10 protein-coding genes are annotated in these 20,389 nt (G+C 38.5%); 4 read left to right on the forward strand and 6 right to left on the reverse strand.

All coding sequences use genetic code 11. The annotated features are described in order from the left end of the window. Window positions 1-5 precede the first annotated feature (5 nt). Window positions 6-1,472 carry a nicotinate phosphoribosyltransferase gene (locus H8Z77_RS03065; RefSeq protein WP_069988696.1) on the forward strand — a complete coding sequence of 489 codons (1,467 nt, stop codon included), beginning with the start codon at window positions 6-8 and terminating at the stop codon, window positions 1,470-1,472. Window positions 1,473-1,628: 156 nt separating this feature from the next. Here H8Z77_RS03065 and H8Z77_RS03070 read toward each other — a convergent pair whose 3' ends face one another. Then, entirely contained in the window at window positions 1,629-1,892 is a 264-nt protein-coding gene (locus H8Z77_RS03070; protein ID WP_069988697.1) for a hypothetical protein, read from the reverse strand. A gap of 365 nt (window positions 1,893-2,257) precedes the next feature. Here H8Z77_RS03070 and rpsO point away from each other — a divergent pair, with 365 nt between their 5' ends. The 3 genes from rpsO (at window position 2,258) to H8Z77_RS03085 (ending at window position 7,914) form a co-directional block, all read left to right on the forward strand. After that, complete coding sequence (gene rpsO, locus H8Z77_RS03075) at window positions 2,258-2,524, forward strand: 30S ribosomal protein S15 (RefSeq protein ID WP_069988698.1); 267 nt, start codon at window positions 2,258-2,260, stop codon at window positions 2,522-2,524. Window positions 2,525-2,762: 238 nt separating this feature from the next. Next, on the forward strand, window positions 2,763-4,877 hold the full coding sequence (locus H8Z77_RS03080; protein ID WP_069988699.1) for a polyribonucleotide nucleotidyltransferase: 2,115 nt from the start codon (window positions 2,763-2,765) through the stop codon (window positions 4,875-4,877). Between the two features lie 490 nt (window positions 4,878-5,367). Beyond that, the gene (locus tag H8Z77_RS03085) at window positions 5,368-7,914 is read left to right on the forward strand and encodes an ABC transporter ATP-binding protein/permease (protein WP_186996163.1); all 2,547 of its coding nucleotides are present in this window, start codon (window positions 5,368-5,370) and stop codon (window positions 7,912-7,914) included. Between the two features lie 435 nt (window positions 7,915-8,349). Here H8Z77_RS03085 and H8Z77_RS03090 read toward each other — a convergent pair whose 3' ends face one another. The 5 genes from H8Z77_RS03090 to H8Z77_RS03110 form a co-directional block, all read right to left on the reverse strand. Further along, a complete protein-coding gene (locus H8Z77_RS03090; RefSeq protein WP_186996164.1) occupies window positions 8,350-12,705 on the reverse strand; it encodes a family 78 glycoside hydrolase catalytic domain in 4,356 nt (1,451 codons plus the stop codon). A 648-nt stretch (window positions 12,706-13,353) separates the two neighbouring features. Further along, a complete protein-coding gene (locus H8Z77_RS03095) occupies window positions 13,354-17,817 on the reverse strand; it encodes a glycosyl hydrolase (protein WP_186996165.1) in 4,464 nt (1,487 codons plus the stop codon). 363 nt (window positions 17,818-18,180) lie between these two features. Next, on the reverse strand, window positions 18,181-18,765 hold the full coding sequence (locus tag H8Z77_RS03100; RefSeq protein WP_186996166.1) for an NAD(P)H-dependent oxidoreductase: 585 nt from the start codon (window positions 18,763-18,765) through the stop codon (window positions 18,181-18,183). Window positions 18,766-18,821: 56 nt separating this feature from the next. Then, window positions 18,822-19,187, reverse strand: a complete 366-nt coding sequence (locus H8Z77_RS03105; RefSeq protein ID WP_069988704.1) for a hypothetical protein — start codon at window positions 19,185-19,187, stop codon at window positions 18,822-18,824. Between the two features lie 156 nt (window positions 19,188-19,343). After that, a complete protein-coding gene (locus H8Z77_RS03110) occupies window positions 19,344-20,000 on the reverse strand; it encodes a Crp/Fnr family transcriptional regulator (protein ID WP_069988705.1) in 657 nt (218 codons plus the stop codon). Window positions 20,001-20,389 lie beyond the last annotated feature (389 nt).

Genomic DNA, 20,389 nt, shown 5'->3' on the forward strand with positions numbered 1-20,389 from the left:
AAGTGATGAGTATTAATTTGACAACTTCCCGTAATTTAACCATGTTAACCGATTTTTACGAGATTACCATGGCAAATGGCTACCTGGAATGTGGATTCCAGGATAAAGAGGCTGTTTTTGATATGTTTTTTCGGAAAGTTCCGGATAATGCTGGCTTTGCAATTTTTGCAGGGTTAGAGCAATTGATTACCTTTTTGGATAATTTAAAATTTTCGGAAGATGATCTGGAATATTTGCGAAAAAGCAAGATGTTCTCGGAGGAATTTTTAGATTATTTAGAAAACTTTACGTTTGATTGTGATGTCTGGTCTGTGCCAGAAGGGACTCCGGTATTTCCAAATGAGCCGGTTATTATCGTAAAGGGACCCATTATCCAGGCCCAATTTATTGAAACAATGCTGTTGACCACAGTAAACCATCAATCTCTGATTGCCACCAAAGCAAACCGAATTGTCCGGGCGGCACGTGGCAAAGAGGTAATGGAATTTGGTGCGCGTCGAGCGCAAGGATATGATGCGGCTATTTATGGAAGCCGTGCCGCCTATATTGGCGGGTGTAGCTCCACCTCCTGCGTGATTTCCGCCAACGAATACGATATCCCAGTGGCTGGGACAATGGCACACAGTTGGATTCAAACTTTTGATTCGGAATACGAAGCATTCAAATGTTATGCCAATATTTATCCAGACAACTGTATTTTCCTGGTGGATACTTACAATGTATTAAAATCCGGTGTTCCAAATGCTATCCGGGTGTTTGATGAAATCCTCAAACCAAAAGGAATTATACCAAAGGGCATCCGCATTGACAGTGGGGATATCGCTTATCTATCCAAAAAATCCCGTGCGTTATTGGATCAAGCGGGCTATCAGGATGTGAAAATTATTGCTTCTAACTCATTGGATGAAAATATTATCCGTGATTTACAGGAGCAGGGGGCTGCTGTTGATATTTATGCCGTAGGGGAAAATTTGATTACGGCAAAAAGTGCCCCAGTATTTGGAGGGGTATACAAATTATGTGCGGTGGAACACAATGGTAAATTGCAACCACGGATTAAGCTCAGTGAAACGATTGAAAAAGTGAATTTACCCCATTTGAAAAAGCTTTACCGTTTTTACAGCAAAGAAACTGGAAGAAACGTAGCGGATTTGGTGGCTTTATGGGATGAAGAGATTAATGTGGAACATGGAATGACTATCTTTGACCCTAACGCAAGCTGGAAAAAGAAATTCCTTACCAATATTGAGAAAAAAGAACTGTTACAGCCGATTTTCCAACGGGGAAAACTGGTGTACCAGATGCCAAGTTTAGAAGAAATCCGCAACTATTGCATGGAACAAGTAGAATTGCTTTGGGATGAAGTAAAACGGTTTGAATTTCCACATAAATATTATGTAGACCTTTCTTTTAAATTGTGGGATTTGAAAAATTCTATGCTATCTGATTTAGGGGCAAGAGGATTAGAGTAGTAGATATTTGGCTAGAACAAATTGAAAATGAGGTTTTTTATTTCAAAATATTACAAACCTGGTTTATTGGTTCACAAAAACTACTGGAGACATTCTATCACCGAAAGAGGAATTTTCATAACAAAAAAGACAGCCCTAAGATTTTAGGGCTGTTACTCATTTTGCATTTGTCTGAACCACATTTTGTAATGCTAATACCTGAAGCTGTAAATCTTCAATTTTTTGTTCCAGCTGGTCTACCTTTTGCCTGTGATTTATAATATCAGATTGGTTTTCTAGTATTAAATTCATGGTTGGCTCTATTTTATTTTCAATATGCAACCAGATTTTTCCGGTTTCCAGCTCAATTTTTTGATGAATGGATTCTGTCTGTGCTTGCAATACAGAGGTAAGTTGCTGTAGTAATTCCTCATGATCCATGGTGGCTTTCCATCCTTTCCTTTTATGCGCCTTTATTATAGCACAGGAAAAGGAACGAATCAACTGTGAATTTTACCGATTTTATATTACGAAAATTATATCAAATAAATCTCTATACATAAAATAGGGTAATTTTACAATGTAATGTATTGCGTTTTGTTAAAAGGGTACTAATAGAAAAGTGTTTTTTGTTTTTGTTAAAATCGGTAAAATCTATCTTGAAAAAGTCCTTTACAAACCAATTAAATTATGGTATGATAATAACGCTGTGCACATGGATTCAGGCGTATGCCCTGTAATTAAGGGAAACATCGCTACCTTTTTCTATGGCATAAGCAAAATTTTTTAAAGAGGTGAATTGCGTTATGTTACGTAAGGAAGAAAAAACTCAAGTAATTCTTGACAATGCAACCCACGAAGGTGATACTGGTTCCCCAGAAGTACAAATCGCTATCTTAACTAGAAGAATCAACGATTTGGTAGAACACTTAAAAATCCACAAACAAGATCATCACTCTCGTAGAGGTCTGCTGAAAATGGTTGGTCGCCGTCGTAACCTGCTCAACTATCTGGCGAAAAAAGATATTGAACGTTACCGTGCAACAATCACAAAATTAGGTATCCGTAAATAATATCGCTTTTAAGGCAAGCAGAATTTTCCTGCTTGCCTTATTGTGCGTTTTTTATTGGATGCTTTGCGTTTTAAACATAGTAAAAACTGGCTAAAATTAGCAGAAAGATTTTGGCTGTTTTACAAAAATTTTAGTATTATTTTGTGCGATGGGACAGGCTTTTTAGCACTAAATCGTGTCCATCCAGATGGATAGGATTTAATGCTAAACCTGGCCTGCACAATATTAGGAGGTAATTATGTTAAATAATCACAGAACGTTTACAACTACATTCGCAGGCCGTGAATTGGTTATCGAAACAGGGAAAACTAGTGAATTAGCAAACGGTTCCTGTTGGGTAAAATATGGTGAAACCGTTGTTATGGCAAATGTTACTATGTCTGCAGCTCCAAGAGAAGGGGTGGACTTTTTCCCACTGTCCGTAGATTATGAAGAAAAACTATACTCTGTTGGTAAAATTCCAGGTTCCTTCTTAAAAAGAGAATCTCGCCCAAGTGAGAATGCCATTTTGACTTCTCGTGTTATTGACCGTCCAATCCGTCCTTTGTTCCCAAAAGATATGCGAAACGATGTTTGCGTAGTGGCTACTGTATTGGCTTCTGACATTGATAATTCCCCAGAAATTACCGCGATGATTGCTGTTTCCACTGCGTTATCCATTTCGGATATCCCATGGAATGGGCCTGTAGCAAGTATTAGTGTTGGTCTTATTGATGGTGAAATTGTACTGAATCCAAATGTGGAACAACGTGCGAAAACAGATCTGAACCTAACAGTTGCCGGTTCTAAGGAAAAAATTGTTATGATTGAAGCTGGCGCTAATGAAATTGATGAAAAAACCATGCTGAATGCCATTTGTACTGGTCATGAGGAAATCAAAAAAATGGTTGATTTCATTGATGGTATCCGCCAGGAAGTAGGTAAACCAAAAATTGAATTTGAATCCAAAGAAGTTCCTCATGAGCTGTTTGAAGCAATCAAAGATATGGCGATTGAGGATGTAAAATATGCTTTGGATACAGATAATAAATTAGTTCGTGACGAACGTTTACAGCCAATTGTAGAACGTGTACACGAAAAATTTGACGAACTGTATCCAGATGATATTCCAGTAATTGACGAGTGTTTATATAAATTGCAGAAACACGTGGTACGTACCTGGTTATTAGAGGAACAAAAACGTGTGGATGGCCGTGGCATGGATGAAATCCGTCCTTTGGCTGCTGAAGTTGATTTATTGCCAAGGGTACATGGTTCCGGTATGTTTACACGTGGACAGACCCAAGTGCTTTCTATCGCTACATTGGGACCAATGAGTGATGAACAACGTTTAGACGGGATTGATGAAGTAACTTCCAAACGTTATATGCATCAGTACAATTTCCCATCTTATTCCGTTGGGGAGACCAAACCAAGCAGAGGCCCAGGTAGACGTGAAATTGGTCACGGTGCTTTAGCGGAACGTGCCTTGCTGCCAGTTATCCCATCCGTAGAGGAATTCCCATACGCAATCCGTGTGGTTTCTGAAGTATTATCCTCCAATGGTTCTACTTCCCAAGCTTCTATTTGTGGTTCTACCCTAGCACTGATGGCTGCTGGTGTTCCAATTAAAGCGCCAGTTGCTGGTATTTCCTGTGGCTTGATTACCAGGGAAGATGGTAGCTTTATGACTATGGTAGATATTCAAGGCTTGGAAGACTTCTTCGGTGATATGGACTTTAAAGTAGGTGGTACTCACAAAGGGATTACTGCTATCCAGGTGGATATCAAAGTAGATGGATTAACTCCTGAAATCATTGCGGAAGCATTTGAAAAGACCAGAAAAGCACGTTTGTACATTTTGGATGAAATTATGCTCAAAGCGATTCCAGCGCCAAGAGAAACGGTATCGAAATATGCGCCAAAAATGTTGCAGACTACAATTGATGTGGATAAAATCCGTGATGTTATTGGTACAGGCGGAAAAGTAATCCAAAAAATCTGCGCAGAATGCGATGTTAAAATTGATATTGATGAAGAAGGCCATGTATTTATTTTGGGTACTGATATGGACAATACCAGACGTGCACTGGAAGTTGTGGAAACCATTGCAAAAGACCCAGAAGTAGGCGCTATTTATAAAGGAAAAGTAACCCGTATTATGAACTTTGGTGCGTTTGTAGAAATCGCTCCAGGAAAAGAAGGATTGGTTCATATCTCTAAATTGGACTTTAACCGGGTAGAAAAAGTAACCGACGTAGTAAACGAAGGGGACGAAATTGTGGTAAAAGTTACCGAGATTGACGACCAGGGTAGAATTAACCTTTCCAGAAAAGACGCTATTGCTGAATTGCAGGCAAAACAAAAAGGCTAATATTGGATTGGCAGTAAAAGTGATTCATTGGTAAAGAAAAATTCATTATAACGGATTTTTTCACTGGTGAAGATTTAAAAAGCACTTTTTCAGTATTTTTTAAATGATATAAGAAACAGTTGTTTTAGGAAGGCAGGTGTTGCCGTTCTTGTAAAACAGCTGTTTCTTTTTTATGAAAATTTTTCTGGTACAAATGATAGAACACAGTTATCCTATGATTTTTTATATCAAAAAACTGAAAAAATTATATATTATGATTGGTGGATATGAGTGAATGATGGATAACATACATCGTATCTAAATAAAACGACAAAAAACATCCTTTTACTGTTTGCAAGAGGATGTTTTTCATTTTTTTGCCATATTTGAAATCATTTCTTTCGTTTAATATCATAGCTTCGTAAAGAATTCGTCATTTTTTCAGTAGTAGCTTTGTAAGTATTTTCAAGTATACTAAAACCACACCATACAATAGGGAAGGAGAGATGGTATGCTAGAATTAAAACATATTAAAAAGGAATACCGTTCAAAAAAGGGTGGAAATACGCTCGCTGTCAATGATATCTCATTGGTGTTTGAAAATACAGGCATGACGTTTTTGCTTGGAAAAAGCGGGAGTGGAAAATCCACGTTATTAAATATTATCGGTGGGTTGGATCGATACGATTCCGGAGAAATTACTATTTTAGGGAAAAGCAGCTCTAATTTTACCAAAGAAGATTTTGATTCTTATCGGAATACCTATGTTGGATTCATTTTCCAAGAGTTTCATGTATTAGAAGATTATACGGTATATGAAAATATCATACTGGCTCTACAGTTACAAAAGAAAGAAGTAGACCACCAAAAAATACAAAGTTTACTTTCAAAATTAGAGTTATCAGAATTAAAAGACCGCAAAATCAATGAGCTTTCTGGCGGACAAAAGCAACGGGTGGCAATTGCAAGGGCGTTGATTAAAGACCCTAAAATTATTTTAGCGGATGAGCCAACTGGTAACTTAGATAGTAAAACCAGCCGGCAGGTATTGGATTTATTAAAGCAGATCAGCAAAGAAAAATTAGTTATTATTGTATCCCATGATGAAGAGTCAGCTCAGGAATATGCGGACCGTATTATTGAGATTAGGGATGGAGCGGTCATTCGAGATACCAAGGAAATCACTGAGGTTCCGCAAATATCAGAAAAATTTCAGCTAATCCGTTCTAAACTGCCAACAAAGGAGAGTTTTCGGTTAGGGGTTGGCAGTTTAAAACATAAGAAAATCCGCTTGTGCGCTACTATATTTTTAACTGCCTGCGCCCTGTTCTTTTTGGGAATGTCTGATACCATGGCATCCTTCCAAATGGCAAAAGCACATGCTAAATTAATGGTAGAGAATGAGAAAAACTTGGTTTCTATTCAACATATCGATCCATCTTCTACTAGTTGGTATTCTATCAATCTGCCTTGGCAGCAAAAGGACATTGATGCTGTGAAAGATCAAATCCCAGAATTTATTTCCAGCTATCGCATTTCTTTAGACCAGACAGAACTACAATATACCTCTCTGGGAATTAACCAGCCAACCAATTCTATGGAAGATAACTATTATACGGTTGGTGCCTATACACAAATGCAAGTGGTTCCTTTACCAGAAAACCAAACTTGGATTAAGGAAAATGTGATTGGTCATCTACCGCAAAATGAAGATGAAATTGTAATTTCCAATTATGTGTCTAGTATCATCCAAAAATATGGAATACAGCCTTATACAGAAAATGAGTTGGACTTAACAGATGTTTATTACCCTGCAAACGACCAAGAATTAGTGGAAAAAGGGTTATATATCAACTTTAATGGCATAAAAAAAGTAAAGATTGTCGGCGTAATTCAATATGATTTAAGTAAATATGAAGCAATCAAAAAAACGATAGACAAAACAACCTATTTATTATATAGCGACTTATCTTCTGAGGTTAAAGCCACCTATAACCGTATTTATGTGGCAGAAGATTTCTTCCAATATCTTAATATTCCAGATACTCCAATGGTAAATATGAATTATATTTATGATCTTTCCCTTGAAGATGGTACGGGGTTGTATGCGAATATTAACTATTCAAACAAGCCACTCACTTATTTTGATGGTACCAATTATCAGACGATTGATAAATTGAATGATCATCAAATTTTACTATCTCCAGAAGATATTGCTATGCTTTATTCTGATAATAGTTATGAGGCAGCTTTGGAGGAATATCTTTCAAAACAGCCAGAAGATGCGGATTTAGAGGCAATGGAAAAAAGCTATTTTGAGCACTTTGTTTCTCAGTACCGCCAGTTAATTGGAGAAAAAGTTCGTTTTTGTGTAAAAGGAATGAACGATAAAAATCTGACGGAGGAGAAGGAACTGGAAATTATAGGTGTTGTGCCATTGGATAAGCAAAATGGGCGCATATATACCTATGTTTCAGAACAGAATGTAGAACAATTTAAAACATACCCAATCGAACGGAACGAATTACTGTTCCATTGCTCTGACCAAAAAGAATTACAGCAATTATTTACCGAATTCGCTCCAGGAGGAGAATACCAGGCAACTACAGTTTATAGTTCTGATTTAGTTAACATGAACGAGTTTTTTAATCTTGCAAAAAAAGTTGCGTTTTATATTAGCCTTGTATTTGCAGTATTTGCCTTAATTTTGATTACAAACTTTATCTTCTCCAGTATTGCTTACCGGAAGAAAGAGATTGGTATTTTGCGTGCCCTTGGTGCGAGGGGAATGGATGTATTTAAAATCTTTATGTGGGAAGGATTTTTCCTGGCACTCATTTCGGGCATATTGGCCTCCATTGGAACAGGAGTTGTGTGCGCGGTATTAAATCCAATGATAATCAATACAATTGGCATTGGTCTAACTCCGCTGATGTTTGGAATACGCCAAATTGGATTAATTTTTGTAATTGTATTCGTTATTACGATTATCGCAAGCTTACTACCAATCCGAAAAATATCTAAAATGAAACCAATTGACGCAATCCTAAAAAGATAAACCATAATTCCCAGCTATCCTGTAAGGTAGCTGGGAATTTATCCTGTCTGCCGTATTTATAAAAGGGGATGAATAAACATTAAGCGAAATGCCGAAACAGCGGGTAAACGGTTTTAATATTAAATGGATAGGTATACCGCTGGTTTGCTCAATGATTTTGATGATATCTAAAAAATTACAAACAGAAATCGTAAGGCGATCCATCAGTAGCGGGCAGTAAATCCTAAAACAATGAATGTATATATTTCATTAACAGGATATTTATTAAGAATGATTCCAGATAAAAAAATTATTTCCATCAGATTAAGACAGAGAGCATACAATCCCAGTTAATGAACTACAGTTTTTTAACATCAAAAAAGGCCCCAAATTTGGGACCTTTTTTGCATTAAATCATTGGTTTTAACCATATAAAATAGTTAAGTATAAAATCAATTACTTTCTTTTTTTATTCAACAGTACAAGAGCGCTAGCTGCTGTTGCCAATGTAACAACCATTGCAATTGGAGCAACATCGCCAGTTTTAGCAGCATTTGCTTTTGTGGTTGTAGTTTCCTGTCCAGTTTGAGTTGTTTGGTCAACAGCATTATTTTCTGTTGGAGCTTCAACAGGGGTTACAGACAATGCAACTAAACCATCCATTGCGGTTTGTACGGATTCAACTGCTGTGTCAACATCTTGTTGTGTAGCGTTTTCGTCAGCTAATACATTAGTTGCTTTTTCTAATGCTGATGTCAATACTGCGTAGCTTTCTGCTGTGTATGAGGTTGCGTCTTTGCTATTTGCTTCTGCAATAACCTGTTCCAATATGGATTTATCTGCTTTGAATCGCAGGTTTAGCATTGCGTTTAACAGGTTTGTTTCTGCTGTTTCAATCTCGTTTGCTAAAGCATTGTCTTTGTCTGCCAGCAATTCTTGTGCTGCTGCTAATGCTTCTTTAAATTCTGCTTGCCCAGCTTCCACATACTTAGTTAAGTCATAACTGCTCGCTGTGTTAACTAATTTTTGTAAGGAAGTAATATCACCTTTGACAAAGCCCAGTTTATGGATTTCGTTCAACAGAGTCTGCCATGCTGCATTTACTTCTTCCTGAGTTGCCCCTGTATTGGCTGCAACTGCTTTGGCATTTTCCAGTGCTGCAGTAAAGGATTTTTGAACATCTGCAATTACATTATCAAATGCTGGGTCAGCTTGTTGTTCTTCTGCGTATGCAATCACAGTGTTGAGGATGGTCTTGGAAGGCTGCGCTTTGTCGGTTGCTGTGAAGTGATAACTGCCGCTGCCTACTGTATAGGTACAATATCCGTTTTCATCAATACCTGCAAAAGTCAATCCGTTACCATCTTTGCCAAGGATGTCATTTCCGCTTTCGGTAACAGCAGTAGCGTCTTTTACAGGGATAACGATAGTAGCGGTTGTGTTAGTAGGAACAACAACTTCCCAATTGAAATTGCCGTCTGTGTAATTCCAATTAGAACGGATCTCGCCGTATTTTGTTGTAGTAGCAGTATTGGCGGATGTCATACCTTCTGGAATATAAGGGGAGAGGGTGAAGTTTTCAAATGCGATTCCATCGTTGTTAATACCACCAATTCCCTCATAGAACCATTGGTCAATATGACCCATCATAATATGGCTTTGGGAGCCGCTTCCGTTCCAGTGTTCTGGAAGGGATGTGTTTCTGCCAATAAAGTAGGTATAGCTAGGCATGGTATCGTTCATTGCCATTTTATAAACCAGGTCATTGTAGCCATTTTCCCTTAATACACTAATCATATATTTCAGGGTAACTTCCCCTGTGTTCAGGTGGTAGTCATTTTCTACAATGTTGTTTACCAGGTTTTGTAATACCATTTCTTCATAGCCTTCTGGCACCAAATCATTGAATAATGCCAATGAGTAAACAGATTGGAGGTCAAAGTCCTGTAGTGGTGCGAATGCTTCCTGCTGTTTGTTATTTTCTTTTACAGGTCCTTTATACATACCTGTTTCGTAGTTGAAGAACAGTTTGTTAAACTCTGCTTTAATGTTTTCGTATAAAGTTGCGTATTCTGCAGCTTTTTCTGTATCACCTAAAGTGGTAGCGATTTCGGACATTGTTTTTGCTAATTGGGCGTAAACTGGAGTAGTGATTAATACAGTTGATTGAGAAATTTGGGTTTGTACTTTTACTCCATATGGATCGCCCTGATATTCGCCCCAGTCACCCAGACCGTAATCGTAAAGTACATAATCAAAGTCAGTGTAACTCAGGCTAGGATCAGCGGCAATCGCCTCATCAAGTCCTTGTTTATAGCTGTCCCGTCTGTTGTTATAATGCTGCATCAGTTTCTGCATCGCATCCCAGGATTTTTCCAAAATCTGTTTGTCGCCATAGGTTTCGTAGGTGTACCATGGAACCAAAATAGCGGCTCCACCCCAGGATAAATCGTCATTATAGTTACCACCTTGAGGAGAGTAGCCAGGCAGGGTACTTGGCATTAAACCGTCTTCATATTGGCCTTCCCTTTGGTCTTGTGCGATTTTTTCCATGTAAGCAGCAATATTATAATTGTAAGAAAGAAGCTCATAGGTCAGATGGCTTTGTTCCATCCAGCCTAATTTTTCCCTTTGAGGGCAGTCGGTATAAGTATCATACATGTTGTTTTCAGCTGAACGTAAAATCAGATCATGTACTGCGTTTACATCTTGGTCTGAAGTTTCAAATTCACCAACTTGTTCGTTAGAAACCATAATCTCCAAACCGCGAATCATATCAGGGGTAAGTTCCACATCAGTATCCCCAATTACGGTAACTTCCAGCCATCTAAATCCATGGTACATGAAGTTTGGATGCCATGTTTCCCCATTTTCGTCCCCTTTAAAAATGTAGGTATCGTATAATGGAGTTTCCCCATAAGAAGCCTGGCTAACCCTTTGGGTAGAAGAATTGAACTGTTCCGCAGGAAGCATTTTCAATTTAGTACCTTCGGGCAGAGTCGCATTCAGTTCAAACCATCCTGCGAAGTTTACACCTAAATCGAATACATATACATTTTCTTCAGGGTGATAGAAGTTCACTGTTTCGTGAGTATCCACGATTTTGGAACCTGGGTACATTCTGGATTTAAATGCCCCCATAGGAACTTCGGAGCCATCACTGGAGCTGAGCATGGTATTTTCAATCACACAGTTCTGCCAATTGGAATAGTCAAACCCTGGTGAATCCCATCCTGGCTGTTCCAGACGTGCGTCATAATCCTCACCACCATACCAATGGGAAAGCACGGTTGGGCCGTTGGTCCATTTCCAGCTGTCATCAGAAAGGATGGTCTGAGTAGAACCGTCTTCATAGGTAATTTCCAATTGGGCGTACAGTTTCAGTTTGCCGTTGGTGCGGTCAGCTTTACTGTAACGCAACGCATACCTTGGGTTATCATAGATGCCGTTCCCAAGCATTGCACCAATTACGTTTTCGCCTTCGTTGTTTAACAGTTCTGTTACATCATATGTATTGTAGAAAATAGATTTTTCATATTCGGTCAAACCAGGTTCCAAAACGTTGTCAGTCACCTTGTTGCCATTAATCCGCATTTCATAGATGCCGAGTCCGCTGGAATAGAGGGTAGCGGATTTGATCTGTTTACCACTGTCAGTATTAAAAGATTTAGCGATTAAAGGAAGGGAATTCCCTGTTGGCAACTCGTTGGCAGGCGCTTCAGCGTCTACAACCTGTTCACCGATAACCCATTGGGTATTAATATCTTCCCCACTGTCTGTCAAGGAAGGTTTTGCGGCATAGAGTGAGTCATTGTTCGTGAAAGATACAGTATAGCTGGAAGGGAAGTCAGCAACCTTTGATGGGTCGGATATTGCTTCATTTCCTAAAGCAGGGTAAATCCATACTTCATCAATGGTAACATCAGAGCCCAGTTTAAAGTTAACCCAGTCATTAAAGCTTTTTACTTTACCGTTGGAGTTGTTGATGTAGTCTCCATTTTCATCAATGTATTTTTCATTTTGCAGGTCTGGGTCAAGGGCATAGCGGGATTGGTATCCGGCTGGCACTTTTACAGAATCTCTAACGCCATCATTGATATAGGAATTGTTCCATATTTTGGATACATTGTCCTGGTTTTGAGTAGAAGTACTTTTTTTGTACAGCAGGTTGTTCTCATAATTTGGGTCTGTTTGTGAATTGTAAGCTTCGATTTCAGCAATTCTAGTTCTATATTGTCCTACTGTGGAAGGAAGTCCCATTTTTTGTACCGCAAAACGGAAGTATTGGGCAGTAATTGGTTGGTCAAACTTGATTTTAATAGGATTATAATCCACTTCTCCTGCATCTGCGTTGTAAGTAATCCAATCCGCTTTTAATTCGGTTTCAGGATCAAATTTACCGGTGGAAAAATAGGCAGGTTCGCTGAATGCACTTTCATTGCCGTGATTATCCCATACTTTTACTTGCCAATAATATTTTGTGGAAGAAGCCAGAGCATCACCTTCATATTTTACATTGATACTATTTGGGGATGTCACCTTTCCAGTATCCCATACAACTGTGCCATCTGGGCTTTCCTGATATACTTTAATTTGGTAAGCGGTTTGCAGCGTACCTCTTTCGCTGGATTGGATTACCCAGCTAAAGTTTGGGTTTGTAGTATCCACCCCAAGAGGGTTGGTTAATTCTTCGGTTTTTAAATTACTTAATGTAAGTTTTGCGCCTTGCAAAGCACCAGTTTGGATTGAAAAAACAGAGAGCAGCATACATACTGCCAGAATCAATCCAATTACTCGTTTGAATTTTTTCATTTAAAAAATTCCTCCTTCTCTTTTGTGGTTTGTTTCACCCATTTGGGCAAGCGAACATTGTGTTAGTAGCAAGCCCCCTTCCACCCGAAAATGTGTACTTTTTCAGGCAGAAAAAAACTCAAAATTTTCTAGTAAATTTTGAGCAAAAAATAAAAATAATGACTAGAACTAAAAAGTACACCTTAGCTTAATATATCTTATGGGATATATTGGAGCAGATATAATTATTGCACGATAAAAAAAGAAAATCAAGAGGTAAAAGTAATGAATTTTAAAAGAAAAAAATAGGTAAATCAACAATAAAATGGTAATATTTTATTAAAAATGGAAAAATAAATTCACATTATCCAAAATAATTATGGGACACTTCTTTTTAGAAATAGGAAAGTAAATTAACAAATAAAAAGTTTTCATTCTTAGTTTTCTTATTTTTTTCATGAGAGGATTTTATATGCTTAATAACTATTGGTGTAAGTTTGTTAGATAGTATTAAAATATTATCATAGAAATCCATTAAATTATCTTCTGGTTAAGAGGAAAGAGGTTTATTATTAGGTAAAAAAACAGACCCCGTTATTTCGAGGTCTGTTTTATATGGCACGAATACTAATTTTGTAAACGATTCAGTCCATAGTTTAAAAGCAAATATTATTTTCTTTTTTTGTTTACGAACATTAAAGTGCCAGCAGCAGCTACGAAAGTGGCAATCATTGCAATTGGAGCAACATCGCCAGTTTTAGCAGCATTTGCTTTTGTGGTTGTAGTTTCCTGTCCAGTTTGAGTTGTTTGGTCAACAGCATTATTTTCTGTTGGAGCTTCAACAGGGGTTCCAGACAATGCAACTAAACCATCTATTGCGGTTTGTACGGATTCAACTGCTGTGTCAACATCTTGTTGTGTAGCGTTTTCGTCAGCTAATACATTAGTTGCTTTTTCTACTGCTGATGTCAATACTGCGTAGCTTTCTGCTGTGTATGAGGTTGCGTCTTTGCTATTTGCTTCTGCAATAACCTGTTCCAATACGGATTTATCCGCTTTCAATCTCAAATCCAACAAAGCGTTTAATAAAGTATCCGTAGCTTGTTGCACTTCGTCTTTCATTGCTTCGCCAGGCACTACTTCTTTTGCGGAATTCAATGCTGTTTCCACTGCGGAGAAGTCCACATATTGTTCTGGAACTAGGGATTCCGCGTATTCGATTAACAGGTTCAAATTGGTGGTATCCCCTGCGATGAATCCTAATTTTTGGATTTCTTTTAATAGGGTTAGCCAAGCCTGGTCAACAGCTGTCTGGGATGCGGATTCATCCTGATAAACAGCCTTTGCGTTTTCCAGAGCTTCATTGAAAGATTTTTGCACGCTGGTAATAGCGTTATCTACCTCACCATTGGCAACGCATTCTTCCGCGTTTGCAATTACTTGTTCCAGAATGTGTTTATCGATTTTATTCACTTCACCTACTGTGTAGAGGTTCAGGCTAGCGTTGGTCAATCCATTTTCAGATGTGGAAGAACCACCTGGGCCACCTGGGCCTCCTCCTGGAGGTGCTGGTGCATCGGCTGCCATCATTGTTGCAGCAGAATTAGACGCATTTTTGCGGTTTTCCAAATCGCCACATACTTTAATGGTGATGGTGTTTTCTCCTGGGGTTAAAATAGTGCCTAAATCCAGGTAATGGTGCAGAGGGTTAATTCCTTCTACATCAGTAGTACCATTGGAGTTTGTGACAGTAATCTGGGTTACCGCATTATAAAGATTGTTATAATCGTAGTTGAGCACTGCCCAAATTTTTGCTTGATCACCGTAGTTTGGAACGTTTACAGTAATACTATAGGTTCCAATACCAGAAATATCAGAAGCCTTGCTAACCCCCAAAGTGTTTAGTTGTTCTTCGGTTAGGCTTAAATCTTTCCAGTTTACCAGAGTTGTGGTTAAACCGTTCAGATCAATTTTTTCAGATAAAGTTGGGTCGATTAAATTGCCGTCCTCATCTGTGTTGCCTTCGGTCAATGGTCCCCAGCTTTGCAGATCCAGGTTCCAAGTATTTTCTCCACCCAATTCGATTGTAGTTTGTTCTGCCGTTTCTTCTGGAATAATTGCCTGTGCGGCAATTGCTTCATTATCAGAAACTACAATATAGAACAGGTCGCCTTCTTCAATATCCAACTGGAAGCTTACGGTTCCATTGTTGGATGTGTAGTTTGTGATAGCAGTTACTTCTCCGGTGGCTGTATCCAGTTTGTAAGGAGCACCATTCCCTTTTAAAGTAACCATGGTGGAAATATCACCGGCTTCTTCGCCAGGGCCACCACCGTGTTCGCTAGATGCGGATTCATCGGATTCGTTGTACATTAGATAGTATTTGCTTCCGTCAACATCGTCGAAACGGGTAGATTCCAGCCATTTCGCATCGTAGGAAACACCCGAGTCAATGTTTTCCTCAATGTACGCAAGCGCTTCATCATCAGAAGAAACCTTTACATAGGATGGCTGTTGTTGCAGTTCCGCATATAGGCTTTGGATGGTTTCATCCTCGCCGTTGTAAGAAGTGCCGTAAACAGCGTTGATATTTCCGTTGTTATCCACGATGGTCAAACCAGCTTTTGCGAAATCTACGATTTTTTGCATTGCTTCTACAGACATCTTAGAGATATTATCCAGAATCAGAACTTGATATTCCGCTTCAGAGGATAATACAGTTTTTCCATCCTCATTGGTAGTTGTAGCAGCATATTCGCTTTCAATCATACCTTTGGTCAGGATATTGTAGGTATAACCTTTCCCCACCATATCTTGTTCATTGGACATCAGTTCAGAAGCAGATAAATTGGAATTTGCAGCATCTTTCAGGATTGCGACTGGTATTTTTGCGGTTCCGTCTTGCAGAATACCTTGCACACGAGCAATATAATCTGTGAAGATATCCACATCATCCCACCAAGTCTGACGGCTGTTCCAAGCCATAAAGCTCATAAAGGTCCAGCCTGGCCACTGTTTATCATAATCTGTGTATGATTTTTTAAATGGAGTACCATGTAAAATAACCCTGTTTACCCCTTCGGAATAATAACGGTTTAATGTATTCAGGCAATAGTACCATGCAGGAGTTTCACTAAAGCCTGTACCAAAGGTCAAAGCTTCCATAGACATATAGTGTTGGTCTGGATTTAAGTTTACAGCTCCGGCAATGGTACGGGTTCCGTTGCCATCAGAGCCATTATCGGATTCCGGAATATCAGCAGCCAAAGCGGAATCACCAGCATCCACTGCGCTTAAACCATGTCCCTGTGCACGGTAGCTATAGCCAAATCCTTTTGCCCAATCGCTAATTACAGCATTATGTTCGTGGGTGTATTGGTAAGACAATGTTTGGCTGTAATCCTCATTGATTCTATTAGCAGCTGTGGTATCGTTGCAACTTAAACCAGCAATTAAACTTGCGTATGGAGCAATACTGTAGCCATTATAGGAAGCAAAATTGTCTAACAGGTTTTTGGACCACAATTGTCCAGTATGGCTTAATTCAATGGAATCTTCAAAAATGGTGCCGCCGTTTTTCTCCAATGCTGCCTGTACGGTAGTGGTAGAGCCATCTTCTCTTGTGTATACATGTGGAAGGATGTTTTCATTCCAATAACGCAACACTTCGTTTGCGCCATCGGAATTGAAGTAATCAATAGCATAGGTTTTCCCTTCCATTGTGATATTTTCACCGCCGGAAGCAACCTGGCCTGTACCACGACGGTAAGTATTTACCAGCACATAGTCGCCAGCTTCGATATTGTCGTCAGAATCCAAACCGGCAAGCACTTCCTCGCCCAATGCTTCTTTCATTTTGTTACCATTAACATAGTATTCATATTGGGTATCCGCCATAATTCCTGTTTCAGCAATACGTTTTTCTCCAAAATAATCAGCGTTTACAACTAAAATCAGGTTAGGGTCAACACCCTCAGTAGAATAATAAGTTTTTCCATCTTTTTCAGTTACTGTAACAGCAGTGTTTGCGGGGAACCATGTTTCGCCAATCCCTTGGTTGCCAGCAGGGCCGCCGGTTTCAAAAGAGGTTGTGGTTCCATCTGCGTATACAATGGTAACGGTACTACTAAAAGTGGATTTTTTAACAGTAATGGTAGCGTCATCCAAATATCTTCCTGGATCGTTTGGATCCAAAGCAACGGGTTCTGTTAACAATTTAACGCCCAATTGCGCTTGTGCTTGTTCTGCGGTGTAGTATTCCCATTCGTAGTATCCGTCACCATCATCAACCAGTTTCATAAAAGTCCAATCAGGATTTGGAATACCAGCAGAATATGCTTCAGTTTTTTTAGCATAATCTGTTAAATTTACAATTGAATCATAGTCCAATACTGGATTGCCTTTCTGGTCAACAGAAGCAACTTTTGCCGCTACCGTAGAAACCAGCTTATCGGTAAAGATAAAAGTAGAGCGGTTGGTATCGGTATTGGATTCATCCTTGGTTTTCATAGCAGGAAGGTCAAGGTAAACATCATTCCTGGCTGCCCTTGTCAATCCCAGGTCAGCAGCTGTTAATTTTTGATAAGTATAGGAAAGTTCTTGTTGCTGATTATCATCATTTGGATCAATGGTATTAATAATCATTGGCCAGTGTGCAGTGATGGTAACATCAACAATAAATTCCTGTCCAGTTTTTTCTTTGTATTGGTTTGCCGTATCCACTGCGGCAGCAATAATGTTGGACCATGCCTCGGTGCCCCAGCCGATTTTTGAAGCCAATTCGCTTCCACCAACATCGTAGTAATCCGCATTATCAGCCAGCATGGTCAGTTCTACACCGCCAAAACCAGCTTCAATAAATTCGTTGATCATATCTTCAACCATGTAAATATAATCTCCACGACCATCACCGTCACTGTCGTATCCAGCACCTGCGTCTGGGAACCAGTAACGGGCCATTAGACCAGAAGTATCATCTGGATTTAGAAACGAATTAATCAACAGATTATCGGTATTACTTGTTTCATCTGATTCCGCCGCCAATACATTGACGTTAATGGATAATGCGGAAACAGCGACAATACCGGCTGTTAAGCCAGCCAGTAGCTTTTTCCATAATTTTTTCTTGTTCATGATTCACCTCATTTTTTCCTCACTTGTGCATTGAAAAAGTTCCTTTTCAAGTCCGCTCTGTTTGCAGCAGTACAGGACCATCCAGCAATGATAAGCCTATTTTGGTAGTTTTCAATTACCTAACTATTCACCCCCATCCTGTTTTGTTGGCTTAATTTGCTAGAATTACTGTTAAAATAATAGAATCATTATTTATTTTTAACAGGTTGTTTTTATCATAGCACGATGGAAAAAATGGAACAACGGTGGTAGATGATTTGTTTCTGGTTTTTTATGACATATAACCATATTGGAAACTTTTTTGAAAAGATAGGGAAAAAGCCCATAAAAAATCCCCAGTTTGCACTGGGGAATCGATTTATCCTATAGTTTTTCACATAACAGCTTTGTATTGGTAAGAGCCTCTTGCAACACAGCGTTGGAATCCACGTTGAACTCATCCAATCCGTCTGCGGAAATATCCAAAAAGGAAGGGATTCCAAACTGGAAGCAAAGAGCTTTTAAATATGGGGTTGCCTGCTCAAATTCCGCTGCGGTACTCCCTCTGGTGGTGAGGTAGAGCATATAATTCGCATTACACATACCATATAAACCATCGCTGTTACAGCCAAAGGTAATACCTTCTACCGAAATATGTTCAATATACACTTTTAAAATAGCGGGAAAACTGGCATCCCAATAAGGTGCCGCGATTACAATCCCGTCAGCTTGTGCGAATTGGTGAGCCAGCTGGAAACGAGGATGCTCCAACTTTTTTTGCGCCAACAAGGCATCCCTTTCTTTTAAAGATTGATAGTCAAACCAGTTTAAATTGGTTTGTGCCAACGAAACTGTTTCGATATTCGCTTCTGGATGTACTTGCTGAATCGTAGTAATTGCTTGATCCAATAGTTTTTTGGTGCGAGAGGTTTCTTCTCGTATGCAAGCGTCAATGATTAGAATATTCATAAAATCCTCCTGATAAAATAAATACGTTTCTATTTTATCTGATTTTACATGCAACGTCAAATAAACGCAATTACGATATGGAAGATAACAATAAGACATAAGAGAATAGAGATAATAACATGAATTTTTTTCCAAATAGGAGAGTTCATTTTATTTTTAGGAATGGAAAAAATAATCAGAAGTAGAAGAATCATCCATGCTATTTTACCACTAATCATTCCAGGCTGGTTTCCCGCTAAAATACCATGGAATAAAGTTATAATCAATAGCAGGATTCCATATATACTATGGTGTTTTAAAATAGACTTCACAATGGGATGCTTCTGTGCAAAAGCGGTTTTTTTAACCGGAGCCAGCATACAAACTAGTAATAATAAAACAGAAATGATGGATAATAATTTGCTCATCAAAAGTAGATTCATAAAGCCTCCATTTAACAAGTTAATTTAAACTAACTACTAGATTATAACAAATTTTGCTCGATTGTAAAGTTAAAAACGCATAAATCAGCATAAGTTGTAAAATTTATTTCTTTTTCGTAAAAATTATTTTCATTATTCCTATTCGATAAACAGGAATTAAATCTTGTTTAAATGGAACTGATTTAAATGGTAGGTCAACAACCCTTCTTTTTGCATTTTGCTTAATTCGTTGGATAAGGCACTGCGGTCAACTTCTAGATAATCTGCCAGCTGCTGGCGGTTAAAAGGAATTTTAAAGGATTGTTTTCCTTGTTTGGTTGCTTGAAAAGAAAGATAGGAAAGTATTCTTCCACGGATTGTTTTAGAAGAAGTGTGATTAATTTTACGGGTTAGGTGCAGGTTTTTGGATGCCATAATAGACAGCAGATTTTTAATTAACACTGGAAAATACGGATTTGTTGGAGAGGGGAGCAGCGCTTTTCCAATTGCTATCCACAATACTTGGGAATCCTCCGCTGCTGTTACGGTTACCATTAATGCCTCGTTTGGGATACAGGCATAGGTTTCCGCAAATACCTGCCCTGGTGTGATGTTAGCAAGAATATTTTTGTTTCCCCAGATATCATTATTTTCGATATTAATACTGCCGGAAAGAACTACTCCCATAGACTGTACATAGTCCCCTATATGACAAAGAATAGCACCCTTTTTAAAATTTTCTGTTCGGCAATTCAGCTGCTCTAAAATAGATGGTATCGCCTGTTGGGGTATATTACAAAACAAAGGATGGTTTGCCATGAATTGAGTTACCATATTTTTTCTCCATTTTGTTGTTTGAACAACATAGATTTTTTGTTCTATTATAATATGATTCTATTGTAAAAGCAAGACAATAGAATCATAAGGCATGAACAAGCTATGCAGTTAGCGGAACGGGTAGAAATTCCATCAGGACAGGTTATCAGTAAAATGCTAGTACAAAATTACTCCATATAATTCTTGACATAATGGTAGCAGTATTATAACGGATGAAAAATAAAAACTGTGAGAAAGCCCTAATGTAGCCCGTTAAAAAGACACACATTGTATTTAGGTTAGAACTACTTAAAACGATGCTAGTTGTAGTGTTTCCATTGAAAATATTATAATGGAAAAGATGTTATATACGATTAAAATATAAGAGATAAACCAAAATGCCCCGG

The sequence above is a fragment of the Clostridium facile genome (assembly GCF_014297275.1).
GTDB lineage: Bacteria > Bacillota > Clostridia > Oscillospirales > Ruminococcaceae > Massilioclostridium > Massilioclostridium facile.